The organism is Pseudomonas sp. BF-B-26, from assembly GCF_019956495.1.
Lineage (GTDB): Bacteria > Pseudomonadota > Gammaproteobacteria > Pseudomonadales > Pseudomonadaceae > Aquipseudomonas.
In genome coordinates, this window is record NZ_JAHBDP010000070.1 from 38,628 (window position 1) to 56,150 (window position 17,523).

Annotated in this window: 8 protein-coding genes; 4 read left to right on the forward strand and 4 right to left on the reverse strand. The window is 54.5% G+C overall.

The window, feature by feature from the left end; translation table 11 throughout:
• Positions 1-226 precede the first annotated feature (226 nt).
• A complete protein-coding gene (locus tag KGB03_RS13885) occupies positions 227-4,711 on the reverse strand; it encodes a sacsin N-terminal ATP-binding-like domain-containing protein (protein ID WP_223527298.1) in 4,485 nt (1,494 codons plus the stop codon).
• A 650-nt stretch (positions 4,712-5,361) separates the two neighbouring features.
• On the opposite strand from KGB03_RS13885, the gene KGB03_RS13890 reads away from it, so the two are divergent.
• Positions 5,362-6,966: an ATP-dependent nuclease gene (locus KGB03_RS13890; protein ID WP_008072238.1), complete on the forward strand. Its 1,605-nt coding sequence runs from the start codon at positions 5,362-5,364 to the stop codon at positions 6,964-6,966.
• Positions 6,959-8,026, forward strand: a complete 1,068-nt coding sequence (locus tag KGB03_RS13895) for a UvrD-helicase domain-containing protein (protein ID WP_223527299.1) — start codon at positions 6,959-6,961, stop codon at positions 8,024-8,026. Before KGB03_RS13890 ends, KGB03_RS13895 begins: the two co-directional genes overlap by 8 nt.
• Before the next feature lie 882 nt (positions 8,027-8,908).
• On the opposite strand, the gene KGB03_RS13900 is transcribed toward KGB03_RS13895, so the two are convergent.
• The 3 genes from KGB03_RS13900 to wrbA all read right to left on the reverse strand — a co-directional run bounded on the left by KGB03_RS13900 (position 8,909) and on the right by wrbA (position 13,094).
• A complete protein-coding gene (locus KGB03_RS13900) occupies positions 8,909-10,189 on the reverse strand; it encodes a tyrosine-type recombinase/integrase (protein ID WP_223527300.1) in 1,281 nt (426 codons plus the stop codon).
• Between the two features lie 1,268 nt (positions 10,190-11,457).
• Complete coding sequence (locus KGB03_RS13905) at positions 11,458-12,066, reverse strand: dTMP kinase (protein ID WP_223527301.1); 609 nt, start codon at positions 12,064-12,066, stop codon at positions 11,458-11,460.
• Positions 12,067-12,491: 425 nt separating this feature from the next.
• Positions 12,492-13,094, reverse strand: coding sequence for an NAD(P)H:quinone oxidoreductase (gene wrbA, locus KGB03_RS13910; RefSeq protein ID WP_008155417.1), 603 nt, complete (start codon positions 13,092-13,094; stop codon positions 12,492-12,494).
• Between the two features lie 933 nt (positions 13,095-14,027).
• On the opposite strand from wrbA, the gene wecB reads away from it, so the two are divergent.
• Both wecB and KGB03_RS13920 read left to right on the forward strand, forming a co-directional pair.
• Positions 14,028-15,266 (forward strand): non-hydrolyzing UDP-N-acetylglucosamine 2-epimerase, encoded by a 1,239-nt coding sequence (gene wecB / locus KGB03_RS13915; protein WP_218535353.1) that lies wholly within the window; start codon positions 14,028-14,030, stop codon positions 15,264-15,266.
• Positions 15,267-15,307: 41 nt separating this feature from the next.
• On the forward strand, positions 15,308-17,521 hold the full coding sequence (locus KGB03_RS13920; RefSeq protein WP_223527302.1) for a hypothetical protein: 2,214 nt from the start codon (positions 15,308-15,310) through the stop codon (positions 17,519-17,521).
• Positions 17,522-17,523 lie beyond the last annotated feature (2 nt).

Below are 17,523 nucleotides of genomic sequence, written 5' to 3' on the forward strand. Positions count from 1 at the left end.
ATCACCGGAATTCCACGTAGCAATGATGATGGCGCGTTAGCTTGGCGACTCGCACATGAGCGCCTATCCCAAATGCTCATGGAAAAGGTTGATTCCTTTTGCCATCTAGCTCCGATTTTGAAGCTGGATGGCGCCATCAGAATGTATCAACGACTGGACTGCCCGTCCCATCGGCATATCGACGAATCGGAAGAGGTTGAGGGAGTTATGATACCCCTCACCTCGATCAGTCCAGTGCTTCCTTCAGCACTAATGCAGCCCCTTTGGCCAATCCACCTATCGATACCTGACCTTTGGGCGTCCATGGAAGGGTTTTGGTGGGATTGATGTAGATGCGCAGCTCAGTCTCATATCCCTCTTCCAACCCCGAAATGATCACTAAATAGAATTTAGTTTTGCTCTCTTCTGCACGGCGGAACTCGGTCTCAGTGAGAGTTATTTCCGCCGGGGCACCGCGGGCGAATGACTTCATCTCAATGAACGTGGCCTTATCCAGAGCTCCGTCGGCGCCGATCCCTCGGTAGGCCTGCAGGTCGACCAGAACAACATCATCCCGCTGCAGCGAAGCTTCGAGGTAAGCCCAAGCCTTGCGCTGCAATTCTGCGGAAGAATATTGCTTGTATGCGCTTTCCGGCACAGAGTTCGAAGATGACCGCTTAGGCGTGAGCGGCTGGTTTATTAGCGGGCCAGTCTTGCGCGGCTGCGGCCCCTTAAAAGTCAGATCGCTTCCGTCGACTACCTCAACAGTAAACTGGAACTCAGGAGGCAGCTCTTTCAGCTTGCGTGTCTGGACGGTACGTTCAGGATTGTCTGCGCTGACCGTCGCCCCAGCATCTCGCTTGATTACTCGTTTGCGATTACTTCCACCCAATCGTTCCTGTTCGGCGATCAACGCATCAAGACTGGTTTCCACCGTTTCAGTAGCGAGACTGATGTCTGGGATGTACTCGCAGTCTTCGCTGGTAGCCCAGGCGGACACCCATGCGAGTGCGATTTCTCGAGTACACGTGCCATCGCCCAGACCTGCAATGGCGATGCCGCCATACTCGCTCCTACCGATAAATTTCTCGTCATCGAAATGCACAGAAAGAGCAGGTAGATCGGAGTAGGCGTGAAGCTGCATTGGGATTTGCCGCAAACCTCTGGGTGCTGCATTGACGATCAGCTGTCCCGGCAGATGCAGATTTATGCTGGCGTTGTCGAGCCGAGTCCATGGCTCCATTGCCTTGTACGAGCGTTCATCATTTCTCGCAAGGTCAGCCTTGAGCATGCGAAGTGCGGTGTGAAAACAAAAGTGCAGCTCGTCGGTAGTCGCGTTCGTTCTCACAGGAGCGGCTGCAGCGAATGGAAGCCTCTCCAGACCTGCGGCGTTAACGAATCGGGGAATGGTGTCAGCCGCGCAGGGTGGCACCCACAAGGCGATCTTGTCGGACTTGAGACTTGAGTAGTGCGAATAATACAGTGGGCGCTTCGTCGTCCAGGTACCGCCTGAGCGCAAAGGCAGGAGGCTCAGGCTTCGTCGATCCGCGGCAGTCGCCTTGTCCAGATGCCTATCCATGTGCCTATAGATGTCGAGCAACAATGCATCGTGCTCAGGCTCATACGCTGTTTTAGCTAGGCACTCCAGCTCTCTTATACAGCTTTTCAAGTCAGGCTGACTGATGCCCAGCGCGTTCCACAAAGGGGTGAGGCTGCGGTCATACAGAACGAAAGGTTGCCTGCCATGAAAGATGTCTTTGCCGGCAAAGACAGCTCGCATACTGAACCATTCCTTGCTGCCTTTGGAAGTGGTAACGCACGGGGCAATGAGCCCTTTGTACGATCGCGCAATGCCGAATTTTCCACGCAAACTCAAGGCTTGCATGTCGCCGATCATCGTTTCAGGAGCAACGGCAGAGGTGCTTTGGGGGCAATGGCCAGCCAGAGCCTTGTATAACCTCATTAGACTGAGGTCGTCAGATGACGACGTTTGCCGAGCACGCTCAAGGGCCGCCACTAGCTGTGAAACGGGCGGATTAACACGCATCCCCAGCGCGCGAGCAAATTCGCTGTTGGCGTCTGCTTCTGTCAAGCCGCTGGCGAAATCCGTGTGATGGTCGTACATCGCGAGCGTGACCTTCGTCTCGACAATGAGGCTGGTAGGTTTACAAGGTGTACCTACATAGTTCGGATACCACGCATTGTCAATTAACCTCGCGAGCCACGTGGTAGGTACCGGTGAGCTATCGCTTCTGCCACTTTCTCGGTAGGCAAAGGTTCTGCTGTAGGGTTCGAAGGAGGCCCAGTCGCTATCTATACATCGGAACACCGCTATCGCTCTCTCAACCGCTGAGGGGGCGGAAGCTCCCAAGGTCGTACGAGATTTTCGACCCTTGCGCGATACCGGCAGGGGCGGGCTCTGTCGAATGTTACGGATGACGGCATCAAGATCGGGCGAGACGAAATCTCGTCGTAACCCTCCGCGTGCTCGGCCCAGGTAGCGGCGAGCTGCAAACTGAGAGGGAAGCACAATGTGCGCGGAGTCGGTGTTGGCCTCGACAAGGCGAGGTGAAATCTCAGCGCCGAGCAATGAGAGAAAACGCTTCACGCCTCGCTTCCGACTTGTGGTAACAACCTCACTTTGAGTGGTTCGTTGGTCTGCTCTGCTGATTTTAAAAATCTCGGCATAGTTCGCCGATGCCCAAAGCAGCTCCGGCGTATTGCCTGCTGCTTTCGACCAGGCGTCTTGCGAGTCGGCGATGGATGCCGGAAGGTACAAGCTGGTGGGCGAGGCAAGCACCTTCGTTGTCGTTATTCGACCATCCTCGAGCGCGACATAGTTAAACGCGTCAATTAGCAGGGCCGCTCCAACCTCACGGCCCAAGTCGGTGTTCTTTGTGTCGACGTGCTCAAACAGATCACGCAGATCCAGAAGATCTTGTTTGTCTACTGCGATAGGGTCTTCCGCGAAGCGTCTGGCGAATGCCTCAAGGACATCCTGCGCGGCTACCTCTGTCTTGAAGTTGGCGCTCTCTGATAACCATTCAACAAGTGGTACATAAGGCGTAGAGAGCAGAAGAGGGTGGACAACATGCGTCAGCTGATGGCGAGCGGCGAGGTCAATCGAGGGAGGCTGGCCTGTTAGCCAGGAATCGGCTTCGTCGTCGCATCTAGCCTCGGTTCGCTGGCCGCTTGCAAGCGGCACCCATTTGGTGTCGAGCAGCGGATAGTCATCATCCAGATCGAGACACCTCATGGCCATGTCCAAGAACCATGCTGGAGGCTTTCCCTCGAATCCATCGTGGTCACAGTGTTCGAATACATCCCCGAGCTCTAACGCATGTGAGACAGATAGGGCTTCCAAAACCACCCGCCAACGCCCGCTATCATCTCGCATCCACTCGGGCAGCATTGGCCTCCCGCTCACCGCGAGGTGGTCGGCTTCCGTAAGCATCCCGTCGATCGACACGTCGCAGTACGAAATCTGGCTCAAAGCGTAGCGACCATCGATCAGGGTCGAGCAAGCTTTGAAGGCATCTATCGCTTTGGCCCATTGTTCACTGAACAATTTGTTGAGCCATTCGGAACTGCTGTCTGTCTTGGCCCCAACTGGGACTGCTAACCAAGCCAGCGTATTGCGTTGCTGCGCCAAGTGGATGGCCAGCTCACCGAGAAACTGCCCCGACGCTTCCGTCAGCCACTGATTCCAACCGCCATGGATCATGTCCTCTCGGGAAGTAGACGGGTCGAACTGAGCGTCCAGGGAGAATGCAGCATTGGTGTGAATCTTGGTGGGCAGCGCTACATGGAGCCGTCCTCGAGCATTACCCTCTACCGGCATCGCAATACCTATTGGGGTGTAATCGCCTGTCGCTTTTGCAGCGCGTGCTTTCCCGGCTGGAACCTTTACTTCACAAACGAAGCGCTCCCAAAGAGCGTTGTCCACCAAGAAGGTCGAGTGGGTGACACGGCTCTGGTGCTTGGCTAACGTCAGGTTAAAGTGGCAACTGGGTTGAGTCTGCTGGATCGCCAAATGCTTTAGTGAAACGCGCTTGTCCAAGTCGAGTAAGGTAATGGCGCGTACGTTGTCCAGGAAGATCAGGTCGCTGGGGGCCCATTCATCAAACCAAGCCTCCAGGGAATCAAGGTCATAGTCCGGATAGAGATCGACGCTGACCATTGTCTGGTTGGCGTGGGGGTCGTAAAAATCGTCAATAGGAACGGCTTCTTCCACCATTGCCACATGGTCATCGCGTGAGCCGAAATGGAAGGGCGCGCTGTGGACTGTAAGATTTTCGCCCAGTTGGGTGAGGGTCTTTAGGCCGATGCCAAACCGTCCCTTCAACTCCGCCGATTTCTGCTTGGTGGAATAGAATGGGTAGATCATCGGCAGCACGTGGGGCAACTCAACAGGCAATCCGTTGTGAACGATGACCAACTGTTTGTTGCCCTGGACGGTCTGCACAGCAAACTGCACGGAGGTGGCATTCAGATCATCAGCGTTCTGGATAACCTCACGAAGCCCTTGGTAAGGGTCGGTGTTCAACCGTTTGGCGCCCTGATTTCCCCCTTTGAGGAGCGTGCTCAGAATCTCGGGCTGCTCACGCTGAAGTTTGACAAACTCGGTGAGCGCCGCGTTTGCATACTCTTTGCTACGCAGCGTTGGCTCGTTAAACGTGGAGGCTGAGTTAAAGCAGGCTGTAGCGTGTAAGCGTCCGAGTTGCTCGTCCATGATGAACCACCCCATGCAGGCATTTTGAGATCAGCCGATCATAGACGGGCTATGGGTCGAGTGATATGCCTGCTACAGGAAATAGAGCTTCCGAGAGGTAAAAGGCCTGTCCAGTCGTACCGATAAAATCTTATTGGACGCGCGCACAGGGGGCCAGTACTACAGAAAACGGATCTTCCAAGGATCGGGATATCGGTGTCGCGGATGAGCCAACAGCCTATCTGGTGAGACTCTTGCGGTAGTTCAGCAAGCTGCTGCAAGTCGATATGGCATTCACTCAAAGGGGCTCCATTATCGAGTCGCTCAAGACATCCAGGCGTCGCAACATCTCCGAGGCGGTTGATCGCTCAGCATTAGCTTGAATTTGAAGCTGTGACAGAAGTGAAGCCACAGACTGCGACTCCCAGGCGGAACAAGTAGTTACCACTTTCCGGGAGAGAGATCCTGGTCAACCTTCTGATGTCTGCCAAATCCTTCTCGATACTGGTCATTCGCCTTTTCCTTGATGGGCTGCCATGTCTGGCGGAGCAGCGAAAGAAGGGGTGTACAGCAGAAAATGACGGAGTCGACAACGTACCGCTTCGCTTATAGCATCAGGCAACCCGCCCATCAAAGCGCCATATAGTACCAACTCGCCAAGGAAGTCGAACGTGATCACCAAAATCCGCATCCGTGGGTACCGCATCTACAAAGATTTCCTGCTGAAGCCCAACCCGGGTATGAACATCCTGGTCGGAGACAACGACGCCGGGAAGTCCACCTTAATGGAGGCCATCTCATTGGCGCTCAACGGGCGGATCGGTGGCAAGGGGATCCTGGAGGAGCTGAACCCTCACTGGTTTAACACCGAGGTGGTCACCGAGTTTCTGACCCTAAGAAGAACTGGAATGAAGCCGGCGCTCCCGCAGATTCTCATCGAGCTCTATTTGCAAGACACGGATGAACTACAGGGGCTGCTGGGCGCAGTGAATGCCGACGTTCCAACGAACGCTTGTCCTGGTGTCTTTCTCTCCATTTTCCCCAACGAGGAGTACAAGGACGAGCTGGATGAATGGCTCAAAAATCCTTCACCGCTACTCCCAGTTGAGTACTACACCTACGAATGGCGATCGTTCGCTGATAGCGAACTCACACGTCGGCCGCGGGCGCTCTCCGTGGCCACCATCGATTCTCGCACGGTCAAATCCGCCGCTGGCGTTGATTACCATCTCCGCCAGATCCTTAGCGACCACTTGGAGTCATCCGAGAAAGCAGAGATTTCGCTGGACTACCGCAATATCAAAGCGTCCATGACAGATGGCGCCTTAGCGCCTGTGAACAAGCGACTTTCGGGTCTAAGCGCAGCGCTCCAGGAAGAGCCCATGGCGTTGGCGATGGATCAGACATCCCGCACATCTTGGGAAAGCGTGGTCACTCCACATGTCGACGGCCTGCCATTTGCGATGGCTGGCCAGGGCCAACAGGCTGCAATCAAGATCTCACTCGCGATGAAGCGCCATTCCTCGAAGGCGAACATCGTGATGATTGAGGAGCCCGAAAATCATCTATCTCACACGAGTCTTACCACTCTACTCAATCGCATCGAAAATCTGGCGACGGAAGAGCAGCAGCTCTTCATTTCGACTCACAGCACATACGTGTTGAACCGGCTCGGCCTCGACGCATTGCTACTTCTTCACCGCAACAGCGCGTCCAAAATCACAGAACTTCATCCAGAGACAGTGAGCTATTTCCAAAGACTGCCTGGCTACGACACCCTCCGCCTAGTGCTGGCGAAAAAGGTTGTCTTGGTCGAAGGGCCGTCCGACGAAATCATCTTCGAACGCGTCTATAAGGATTGTTTCGGCGTACGCCCGATGGCCCACGGGATAGATGTCATCAGTATGCGTGGGCTGGCCCTAGCGCGATGCCTTGAGCTTTGCGCCGCGATCAACAAGCCTGTAGCTGTGATGCGCGACAACGATGGCGTTGACCCAATCGACCTACGTACTCCGGTTCTAAAGTGGCTGGACGTGAGGCGCAGAGAGCTGTTCATCGGCACCGTCGCTGACGGCACCACGCTCGAACCCCAGCTTATTACAGCGAACGGCGAGCCTCAGTTGCGCAAGATGCTTGGCATCACTGCGGCAGCAACCCTATTGACCTGGATGGCGCGCGAGAAAACAGAAGGGGCAATTCGACTGGCTGAGTCGGATGAGGTGCTCAGCCCACCTGCCTACATGAAGGCTGCGGCGGAGTTCATCCACAATGCCTAATCTACTGACCTTGGCTGTCGCTGGTGGTAGGAAAACTCAAGGACTGGTCGATCACTGCAAAGCGCTACCTACCGAACGGCGTGTGCTCGTTGTCACGTTCACTCAGACCAATCAGCAGGAACTGATCCATCGCCTCGGCTCCCAAGCCGGCGATCGCCACAACATCGAAGTTCTGGGCTGGTACACATTCTTGCTTCGCCACTTTGCAAAACCGTTCCTGCCATTCAAATTCCCAGGGGAGAGGGTAGGGGGCTTCAACTTCGACGGCCGTCCCAGCATGTTCGCGAAGGACAGGCAAAGGTTTATGGACGGTAGTAACCAGATCTACGCATGCGAACTCGGCCGTCTCGCTCGGGAGCTGATGGCGGCCACCCCCGCGTTGATACGCAGACTGGAATGTCTTTACGACGAGATCATGATCGACGAGGTGCAAGATCTCAGTAGCTATGACTGGGAAATCGTCCATGAGTTGCTTGAGTCTAGGATCGACATCCGCATGGTTGGTGACGTTCGCCAAGCGGTACTCTCGACTAACCCCAGAGGACAGAAAAACAAACAGTATGGGTATGCAGGTGCACTGGAGTGGTTTCTTGTTCGCGAAAAAGGAGGTCTGCTGAGCATTGACTACGCGACCAAGACTTACCGCTGCCGAACTGAGATTGCGACTTTCTCTGACACCATATTTGATGCGTCATGGGGCTTCCCAGAAACCACATCTGAGAACCACGTGGTGTCTGAACATGATGGCGTGTACTTGGTGCACTCAAAACATGTCGACCAATACGTCGAGCGGTACCGTCCTCAGTGCCTGCGCGGCACCATAGCTTCTGGCAAGGAATTCGCGTTGGACTTCATGAATTTCAAGGTATCGAAAGGCGCCACATTCGAGCGCGTGCTGATAGTACCAACCGCGCCGATCAAGGCATTCATTCAGAAGCAAACTTACCTGGAGTCAACGCCGGCGGCCGCCTTTTATGTTGCAGCTACGCGGGCAAAGCAAAGCCTAGCGATCATCATCGACAAACCTGGTAACTCCAAACTGCCGGTGTGGGTGCCGTAATTGAAAGGAGCAGGGCGCTCATGAGGGAAATGATCTCATGGCAGAGCGAAAGGTCATTTTCCAGTGGCCCGTTGGGTATCGATGAATACGCGGAGGCTGCTGCGAAGCGGATTCAACGCTGTGCGTAGCGTTAATTTCGCAAGAGATTTCAGAGCCTGAAGCCTCGAGCAGGGGGCTCGTATCGAGCGCCGACTTCGTTGAGAGCTCCAAGCTATGACCACCACGCAGGAACAGGCAAGCGGAGCGCGCAGGCGTGAGGATGGAAAACCGCAGTGTCAAGACGGACGCCTTGCGGGCGGCTTGATTCACGACAGCCGAGCTCGGAGAGCCACGCCCACAGGATGAGCTTTCAGGATTTTGGTATGAGGGGGCCAGGAGCTTCTGGGAGCTAGCAATATTGCACAACAAGTCATCTAACGATTTGCTGCACGTAAGCCTAATAAGAGGAGTGTTGCCTAAACCACGTATCCCAGCAGTCGCTGAGGAGGAGCAATGCCAAGGCAAGATAGCGTTCCAAATGAAGTCGTGTGGCTGATGCAGAGATTCAGCCCACGGGCAAAATAGTATAGCTAGCTCAACTAAATGACTATTTAGTTGAGCTAAAAAGGCTTACTAGAAATAACCCCGTAAAGAGTAGGGCAGGCTTGCTAGATCCTAACCACGCCACGCATCAGCTTCTGAATACAGAAAAAACTTCTGAGAGGTAGCTAACGGAAAAGTCATTCAAAAGCAGCAGACAATAAGATATACATAGTGGCTCAGTAAGTGAAAAAGTCGTATGTGGTATGATAATTAATGCCTCGTCTGTATCGTATAAGTCTAAAGTTCTCAGAGCAGGTAATCAGCGTTTTTTTTCAAAGAGAGAATCACTTTCTGACTCGGTCATCCTCTCTCTTTCATCCCCAAACGCTTAATAGAGTGCATTCGCTCTTGGTCGTGAGAGTGGTAATAAGTGTCTTGCGTAGTACTAAGGTTACTGTGGCGAAGATCCAGTTGCAGATCCTTGGCTTTGCGAAAGGGCGCATCGAAGGTCGCAGAGGTGTGTCTAAGCCAATGGGCTGACGCCGATCGCAAGCTGTTCATCTCGTACGCCTCACGATCTTCTGATTTCATTTTGGCCAGCGCATTGTCGAAGACAGATTGGACGAGGGTACGCACTTGCCGTCCAGAAAGACCCGACCTGCCATTCAGTGTCGTCAGCAGAGGAGTTCGTTCGTTTTCTGCAGGCAACTCGGGCAATCCCAAGAATACACGGTAGCGTTTCAGATGCTGATCGATGTACTCGTCCCGAACCGCAATTTTCCCAACCTTGTTTCCTTTGCCGATGACGTGATACCACCAGTTTCCCTCCGGATCCTGGCGAAAGTCTCCCATGCAGGGTTCCCAGTTGGCACGGCCAACAAGATCAGAGATGCGGAGATACATCGCGAAAAGTGTGGCCAATATGAAGAGGGTGCGTTCATGTCGCGATGGCTCAGCTTTTGCCATAGCCTCTGCTGTTTCAATGACATAGTCCCACTGCAGAGGAGTCAGTGCCCGGTTTAAGCCATCTCCTGCGAGGTTGCCCGTGTAATCCTGCCTGTTTTTAACCAATCTAAATGGGTTGAGGCTAACCAGGCCATCCTCCGCTAGAGACTCGTAGAAGGAACTGCAAACGGAAAAGATCTGGCTCATGGTTCCTTTCGATGCCGCGTAGGCTGGGATAGTGTCGGCCTGCCGGTTATCTTTCGGCTGCTTTTGGCTAAAAGGTTTCCAGTTAGGATTTGGTACTTCCGGAAACTCAACAGCGGTCTCAGCATCCTTGTTGGTGATGAAGCGACCACGTGTCACATAGCCAATCCACTCTGAAGGTGGATTTCGGCAAAATTTCAAATAGGCTTCGGCGTCTTGCCTCTTAAGCTGGAAGATTGATTTTTTTCTTACAATCAAAGCCCACAGAAGCAATCGTTCAACGTGAGTCCTATACGAGTTGAATGTTTGCTCGCTACTTTCATAGACTCGTAAAAAAGAGCGTACAGTTTGATAGCCAACAACTGCGTCTAGATCGCAATCGAAACTGCTTACAAAGTTTTTTACAAAGTTGATAGATGAACCTTCGTTTGAAAAGTCCTGATCCAAGAAGGATTCAAAAGTTTCAAATAACGGTTTTGGTTCAAGAGTCATTTTGTATCACCAATGTGAGCGAATGTAAGGACTTCCAGTTCTGACAGTTACTGGAAGTTTGCGACTCCCCCGGCGGAGCGGACAAGAGGATGCAAGGAAGAAATAATCCTAGCGCCTGAATTTTTGTCCTGCAACAGCACCTCAAGAAAAAAATATCTTCGACGAGGTTGACAGTTTTTAAACTTGCCTTAACAGAGATTAGAGAAATTAATTAATCATATATTGCCAATTTGTTTTTTAGGGGAGGCATATTTTTTATGTATTGACGCCCCAATCACTTGCGCACATTTAATTCAAAATTGACGTGGCTTGAGTCGGATACTTATTAAATATCTACTGCACACAATTGATGCTGATTTCCTTATAGTCCTCGTTCGCTGCGAAAGTGTCCGCTTTATTTTCACTTCTCGCTTTTCGTTTTTTGTCCAGATTTTTGCAAATTAGCTGGAGCCTAGAGAAACGGGCTTGAATTTGCGTGTGAGGAAGCCAGGGTTTCTGATTTTGTCTTGAATTTTACCGATTTAAAGGAAAAGGCATCCTTAGGCCCTTTCCTAGGTCGGGCGTGCCTGAGTACTCGGAAATAGCTCTCGAAGGGCAACCATTTACCCACAGCCCTTGGCATTCTTGGGCTGCAGCATGTCAGTGCAACCGCTGTATGGGATCTGTCGTACGCGTTCCCGGTACAGCCTCAGGCTGCGATTTCGAGGTTTGTGTCCCGAATAGGCCCCGCGACGCACTCGCTGGATATTGTCCAGAAATGCGCAAATCTTAATGTAGACCGCGGATTCCCTAGATTCCCGGCGTGAGGCGGCTAATTCTGAAAATCCAGAAGTGTCCAGAATGCCGAAGAATTGGTTAAAAATATTCAAACAGTCATTCGAAAATGAAATCATTGAAACTCAATGAGTTACATAAAATGTAGAGTAGCTAAAGTGTCCGTAATTCGTCGGATTACAGCCATCCATTCCTCTTGCCTCAGCGCTGCAAGCTAAGGGGTTCAAGGGCTGTAGGGATGTAGGGTTCGGTAGTGTCCGGAAATCCCGACGGTGACAGGGCAAATGAGGCTGAGGTGAATTGATTGCTTCAAAATCTGTGCGTAACCGGGCTAATCTTGAAATATCTTGTTACGTGTAATGTATATTATGTTAAATCATGTATTGCTCTATAGCTGCGCATAGGTCCTGTCCGCTTTCCTCTAGGCATTACATCTCCAGCAATCGATGACAGGCACCCAGATCAAAGCGTCAGCCCGCTACCGCTGTGGCGCATCAAAGGACTCTATAGATCTCAGAAACCACCTGCATCGTTGCGTCTTCGATCGTTCCTTCATTTCGGCATAAAACCCAGTCGTGATCTGCAATCGCTTGCTCGAACGCTTGGGTACATGCGACATGTTCTTCCAGCTTATGGATCACCGTACTGCTCAACCCACGCCGTCGTGCTGCTGCCCTTGCCCATGAAATTTCAGGATTAGTGACAACCCCGACATGCAGGTCTGGCACTCGCACGTTCCGATCAATGTTCAACTGTAGAATCTCAGCAAACGGGACTATCCGGCGAAACGCGGCATCAGACGGGTACCAGCGATCGATCAAGATGATGCTGCCTGGTGGCTGTTTAGCCAGCACGTGCTGGGAAATCCAGGTACGGCTATCAGCAAAACGCTCACAAACCTCCAACTCCAAATCCCGGGTGGGATTTCTGACGAGTTTGTTAACGAGGGTCATTGTTTCACCCCTGTAGGGATCGCTTTTTTTCTCGCAAAGTCGGATCACCTTTTTGTTGTCTGCCCTCAGTGCTTTCGTAACGGCCTCCAACAGTGTGGTTTTGCCGGCTCCCTTGGGCCCATCTAGAGAAATAAACAGCGGAGGATTCATTCTTCACATAACGATTGATATACGGTTTTTTTTGCCCGGTTCGTTCGCTGAAACCGCTTGGCGCGACTATGCGAATCGAGTGGAGGGCCCTTATGAACAGACATTGATGAACACTCTAACCTGATTTGCAGCTATTGCTGACATCACCCAGGTCATTCCAATATGGCGGAGTGCCAATGGCGATTGCTCCACCGAACCTTCCCCCCATCAGGCAAAAGCCGAATAAGTCAGTTTGACTGACGGGATTAGGAGCGACCTCGTTAGAGCGTCGCTCCGCTGAATCCAGAAACGCTTACGTCTTCTTCAATGAAATCGCCAGGCCAACCGCGAGCATCGGCAGCGCGGTGGTGAACTCCGCCCCGGCATTACGCAGGCCAGCGAAGCTGGACCCCTGTCCTGCAGCATGTGCCCATTGACGTGCTGCGTTAACCCGCGATCTTTTTTGCAAGCTCAGCGACGTGTTTGCCTTGGAAACGCGCAATATCCAGTTCGTTTTGTGACGGTTGCCGTTTACCGTCGGCGCCTGCCAGGGTGGTCGCGCCATAGGGCGTACCGCCGGTGATCTCGCTCATGTTGGTCAGCCCTGCGCAGGTGTAAGGCACACCCACGATGACCATCCCCTGATGCAGGAGTGTGCTGTGGAACGACGTAATAGTGGTTTCCTGACCACCGTGCTGGGTGCCGGTCGACGCAAAGACACTGCCGATTTTCCCGACCAGCGCGCCGCTCATCCACAGTCCGCCGGTCTGGTCGAGAAACGTGCGCATCTGTCCCGCCATATTGCCAAAGCGCGTCGGTGTACCAAAGATGATGGCATCGTAATTGCCCAGCTCGTCAGGTGTCGCCACCGGAGCCTTCTGGTCAAGTTTGACGCCGATGGCTGCTGCCTGTTCAGCCGGGATGGTTTCGGCGACACGCTTGAGCGTCACGTCGGTGCCGGGGACGGATCGTGCGCCTTCGGCCACTGCGCCAGCCATCGTTTCGAGGTGACCGTACATTGAGTAATAGAGAACCAGTACCTTCGCCATGATTTTTTCCTCGATTAGTGCCATTCGATGGATCAGGGAGATCTTGGATTACACCGCTGCCAACGACCAACAGCGGCAGGTGCAGGGCTTGGTCACGAACAAAACTGCGGCTCACACCTACCCGACTGCAGAGACTTTGACGGAATGCGGACTTAACACTAGCAGCTCCATATGCTGCCTGCCGGCAGGCTGAAATGCTTTTATTGCCCTCCCCCCCCCAGAGCAGGACCAGACTTGCTTGCGCATCCTCCGGTGGTTGGGAATACCCAATCTACTCTTGCGCCGAGGTAACCGGCATCCTCGCCCCGGCGCCACATGCGCAATCCCGGTACAAGATGCCTGTCTCAAAGACCCCCTTCTTCGAGTTATCTGCCTGACCAATATAGGCGCAGGGCTTATCAATAATTGAAGGCAGAGGGAAAGTTCATTTATTAGTCCGAAATAACACTTATTGCATCATGACAATATACAGGCGTCAGTTCAGTGACTATCATAACCCTCACGCTAGAAAGCCAGACCGCAAGCGCATTGATCGCGACCGTTATAATGAATGAATAATTCATTAAAGTTGACGAGCGGGGATAAAATAAATAATAGTCATAAAAAACAATGAGTTAAATTAATAGTGATAATCAGAAAAACCTTCTTGAAATCATGGAAAAACTAAACAAGACCGATCACAAACATAAAAGTTTCAACCGTTAATCATTAAAACGAATTACACATATAACGCTTTGAAAGATTCGCTATCAATGCTAATAATCCGGCCGGTTCCGGGTTCTTGGGCAGCGCACCACCTCACATGAAGTGAACATCTGATCTCACGCTGATTATCCCGGTCTTTACTCAATTCAAATAACGATGGCGCGCTAAAGTTCAATAAAACTTGGGCCGTTGTTGTGCTGCGCACTAAAACTGCGCAAGGAAGACATCATCGCTCGCCATCATTCAAGGATTAAAATCCTTTCGATCTTTGGTACCCGTCCAGAAGCCATCAAGATGGCGCCTTTAGTCAAAGCCCTCGCTGCGGAACCAGGCATTCATTCGCAGATATGCATCACCGGCCAACATCAAAGCATGCTTAAGCAGGTGCTGGATCTGTTCGACCTCAAGGCCGATTACACCCTCGATGTGATGACGCCGCACCAATCGCTCAACTCGTTGACCGCGGCGCTTTACGGGGCGATTGACCCCGTGCTGGAAATGACCCGCCCGGACCGGGTGCTGGTACACGGCGACACCACTTCGGCCATGGTTGCCTCAATGGCTGCGTTCCATCGACGCATCCCGGTTGGTCACGTCGAAGCTGGACTGCGAACCGGCGATATCTACAGCCCATGGCCGGAAGAAATGAACCGCCGCTGCATCGACCTCAGTGCGGACATGCTGTTTGCACCGACCCACGAATCACGCCAGAACCTGCTCGACGAACGTCTTCAAGGTCGCGCTTTCGTGACCGGCAATACGGTGATTGACGCTTTGCAGATGACGGCGCGGCGCATTGAGCAAGACGCTGACCTGCGGGCAAGCCTGGACCAACAGTTCTCGTTCCTGCAAGCCGGCCGCAAGGTTCTGCTGGTGACCGGGCATCGCCGGGAAAACTTCGGCGAAGGCTTCCTGGATATCTGCAAGGCCCTGAGCCATCTGGCCCGACGCACGGATATCCAGATCGTCTATCCGGTGCACTTGAACCCCAATGTCATGGGCCCGGTCACCGAGCAGCTGGGCGATTTGCCCAACGTGCACCTGATCAAGCCGCTGGACTACCTGGCCTTCGTGCGCCTGATGCAACGTGCGCATGTGATCCTTACCGACTCCGGTGGCGTGCAGGAAGAAGCGCCGTCGCTGGGCAAACCGGTGCTGGTCATGCGCGATGTGACTGAACGCCCCGAAGCTGTCGCCGCGGGCACCGTTCGGCTGGTCGGCACCTCGCCGGACTCGATCATCGCTGGCGTCAATGCACTGTTCGATGACGACCTGCTGTGGCGCCGATGCTCCCAGGCGGCCAACCCTTACGGCGATGGCAAGGCCAGTGCGCGCATCGTCGATGCCCTGATGGGGCGCCCGGTCGATGATTTCGTCGTAACTGGGGTGCGGTTGCCCAAGTTCCAGCACCAGCCGTCAGGGCTAGCTGTACCCGAGAAAAGTCTCCCGGCTTTCACATCTTTATAAACCAAACCGCTCCTCCCCTTATCAGCTCGAGATCTACCTGAATGAAGTCTTCCGTTGCCATCCATACGGGCACGCTCAGCGCCCTCGCCTGTGGCGTGAGCCTGCTCGCGCTCATGCCGACTTTCGCCCTGGCCGCGGACAGCCCGCTCACCCAGGCGATCAACCGACTCAACGCCGACACGCGACAAGAGCGTGAGATCCGCTTGAGCGATCTGGGGATCGATGCACCGATCATCCTCGGCTCCACCGACGCCCGACGCGAGCTGTATCTGCCCGTGCCGGCGGGCGTGCCGCTGACGGATGCCACACTGAATTTCGACGCCAGCTACCTCAATGGCGAAGGCGGTCGCAACACGCTGCTGTTGTCGCTGGACGGTTATCCGGTGCGCGCGCAAGGGCTCAGCGAACCCCAGGGTGACGCCAGCGCCACGCTCGGCGTGGATAAGAATGCGCGCGAAAACGGCTCGTTGCGCCTCGGAGTTGCCTGGTCGTCAATCGTGTCCCGTGTGCTGTGCGAAGACGAACGCGCGATCGGCAATGTATTGCGTATCGAACCGGACACCCGCCTCAATTACAGCTACGACGCCAGCCAGTTACAGGACGTCGGCGCCGCCTGGACGGCATTGCCCGGCAAGCCGGGAATCATGGTCGCGCCGGGCACCTTGTCCGCCGACAGCTACGATGCGGCCTGGCGTCTCGGTGTCGCACTGGAGCGGATTGGCAAGCACAGCCGCGTTCTGCCCTTCCCCGCCGTACAGGACACAGTCGACCTGACCAGCCTGCGCATCCCGGCCGAACTGCTGGCTATTCCAGCGTTCGCCAGCCTCAATGGCAAAGGCCCGCTCGTTCTGGCCAACCCGGCGCAAATCGGTGCGCTGTTGATGTTGGGGCAAACGCCGAACGTCCAGGCGGATCTGGCAATCAACGACCCGCAACTGCTCAAAGCCGTCAACGAATCGCTGGATGCGCTGCAGAGCCAGGTTCAAGGCCTCGACGCCACAGCCGCCAACGCCTTCACGCAATGGCGTGAGCGGCATATCAATGCAGGTCTGGCCGCCACCGGCACTGACAACGTGCGCCTGGCATTGCTGGGCACCCGCCCGGTGCTGATGATCGCGCCGCAAGCAACCGGTAAGGCGCTGGCCCTGTTCAGCACGGCCTGGAACGCACTGGCACGCAGCCGCGAATTGACCGTCAGCGAAGCACAAATGCCCTTGAGCGCCGACGGTCGTGTGGCCTTGTCGCGCCTGGGTGGTAACCCCGGCGCCATTGACGTGCTGGCCAAATCCGACTGGAGCACTTCGTTCCCTCTTGGCAGCGTGGCTTACGACGGTCGTCTGCCGGTGAAGGCGGTAGTCGATGTGTCTGCCGCACCCGGTGCCTCGGACACCGCGCCGGTGGCCTCGCTGTTTCTCAACGATTACCTGATTGGCGCGCAACAGCTCGTGGCCAACGGTGAACAGCAACGCATCGAAGCACGAATCCCTCGTTACGCCTTGGGTTCGAAGAACGTTTTGCGCGTGTCGTTCCAGCGCCAGCCGGTCAGTGATCGTTGCCTGGAAACGCCACAGGCCTTTCCGGTCTCGGTGCTGCCGACCAGCCACATCGTGCTGGATAAAACGGCCCTGGGTGATGACTTCTCCGGCATGGCCGCGCGCTTTGCCATGGACGCGCAAATCCTCGTGCCACAGGCCTACCTCGAGCATCCAGCGAGCAGCTTGCCACACGTGATTTCGGTGGCTGACGCCGCCGGTGTTTCGCCGCTGCGGGCGCAACTGAACGTCAGTGCCGACCCGAAAGCCTTGGTCGCACCGGACAAAGCCTTCCTCGCCTTCGAGCTGCCGATCAAGGACAGCAAAGAGTCGGTGCAGGTCGATGAGCAGGGTCGCCTGCGCATCAATCACAAGGATCAGGTGCTGCTGGACGTGCATCCCCTCAACCACCTGGCCTCGTTGCAAGTGGTGGATGCCGGCGGCCAGCACGGTCTGGTCTATCGCGCCCTGGGCAATGACGCGCCCCGCTTTGCCAGGCAGATTCTGCTGACCCGCGGCGACGTGGCCATCCTCGGTGACAACGGTGCACTGACCACCTTCGACACTCAGGACCCGAGTGGCAGCCAACTGATCGACAACGAAGAACCCAAGGGCCTGGACGCCTGGCGCAAGCCGTCGTTGTTGTGGCTGATTCCGGGTGGAATCCTGTTGGCCCTCATCCTGTTGCTGGCCGGCCGTAACGCCCGTCGCAATCGCCAGTAACG